Source organism: Rhodoferax sp. (assembly GCF_039922535.1).
Taxonomy (GTDB): domain Bacteria; phylum Pseudomonadota; class Gammaproteobacteria; order Burkholderiales; family Burkholderiaceae_C; genus Rhodoferax_B.
On record NZ_JBDTEM010000417.1, the window covers coordinates 1 to 1,524 of the forward strand.

Genomic DNA, 1,524 nt, shown 5'->3' on the forward strand with positions numbered 1-1,524 from the left:
CTGGGCCGACAGGCCTGCGGCCACCAGCAGCTTGGGGGTCCAGCTCAGGGCGAAGTAAAAGCTGAACATCAGCAGAAAGAACGCGCTCCAGATTAGCAGCGTAGAGCGCAGGATGGCCGGCGAAAACAGCGACTTGAAACCGCCCACTGGCGCCGCACCGGCCTTGCGGGTGGGCCGCACCGGCAAGCTTGCCAGCACCGGACGTTCCATTTTGCGCAGTAAGGTATTGAGCTTGGCCAGTGCGCCCTGGGGCTGCCTGGCCAGCAAAAAGTCTACCGATTCCGGCAGCAACCACAGCACCACCGGCACCATCAGCAAAGTGGTCAGGCCGCCAAACACAAACACCGAACGCCAGCCGTAGTGCGTCAACAGCACAGCCGCCACCATGCCGCCCAGCGTGGCCCCAATGGGGTAGCCGGTGGCCTGGAAAGCGACGCAGGTGCTGCGCCATTTGTGCGACGAGTATTCGGCCGTGATCACGCCCACGCTGGCCAGCATGCCGCCAATGCCCACGCCGGTCAGCGCACGCAACAGGCCAAGTTGCAGACTGCTCTGTGCCAGGGCCGACAGCAGCATGCCGCAGGTGATCAGCGCCAGACAGACCAGGATGATGGCCTGGCGGCCATAGCGGTCGGCCTGCGGTGCCAGAAACAGCGAGCCCACCGCCATGCCCACCAGCCCGGCGCTGAACAGCACGCCGAGCTGCGCGCCGGTCAATTGCCATTCGGCCGAGATGCTGGAAGCCGTGAAGGCCATCACCAGCACGTCAAACCCGTCCAGCATCACCAGCATCACGCAGATGGCCACCGCCAGCCACTGGAAGCGGCCCATGGCCCCTTCGTCTAGGGATTTTCGAATGTCTTGTTGCATGGTGTCCTTGTTTTCTTCATGGGGCTGCGGTGTTGTGGGGCGATGCACATCGTTTGCAGCGGATTGACGATCAGTATTCTGAATGTTCATTCAGTGTACGGATCGTTGAAGCAATGGGGATCAGCGTTTACCCTAGTGCAGAGGTGTATTGGTGCGTAAAGATGCCAGGGGGTTTTAATGGGTCAAATCATGGCTTTGTGCTGGTCGGGACTGCAGGGGCCGCTATGGAAAGTGTAGTTTTTCTAGGAGGTGGGGTGTTACGACCATCCCTGGCCGGGCTGTGCCCCCGGCAGGGCAGTAACTTTCTTTTGCGTGGCCAAAAGAAAGTCACCAAAGAAAAGGCCACCCCCACTACCTGCGCCCTTCGCTAGCGCTACGGGAACCTGCGGTGCGCGCTTTGGGCGGGGTCTGGCTAAACTCGCTGCGCTCAAACAACGCCAGCCCTGATCCGCCCAAAGCTGTGCTCCTCGGCGCATCTAGAGGGGGACCCCGGGAGCGGGATCAGCCCGGCGATGCCGGGCATCGCGCCTAGGGCGCGAGCTGGGGGTGCAGTGGTGGTGGCTGCGTCTGAGGCGATGCTTCTGTTTTGATAGTGAAAGATAGGAGCACCCCGTGCAGGTTCTACCTGCGCCGGAAGCCAATTTGGCTTGTATT

1 protein-coding gene is annotated in these 1,524 nt (G+C 61.5%); it reads right to left on the reverse strand.

All coding sequences use genetic code 11. The features are described 5' to 3' along the window. Positions 1–870, reverse strand: an 870-nt coding sequence (locus ABI213_RS19960; RefSeq protein WP_348028385.1) for an MFS transporter, incomplete at its 3' end; no start/stop codon positions are given. Between the last annotated feature and the right edge of the window lie 654 nt (positions 871–1,524).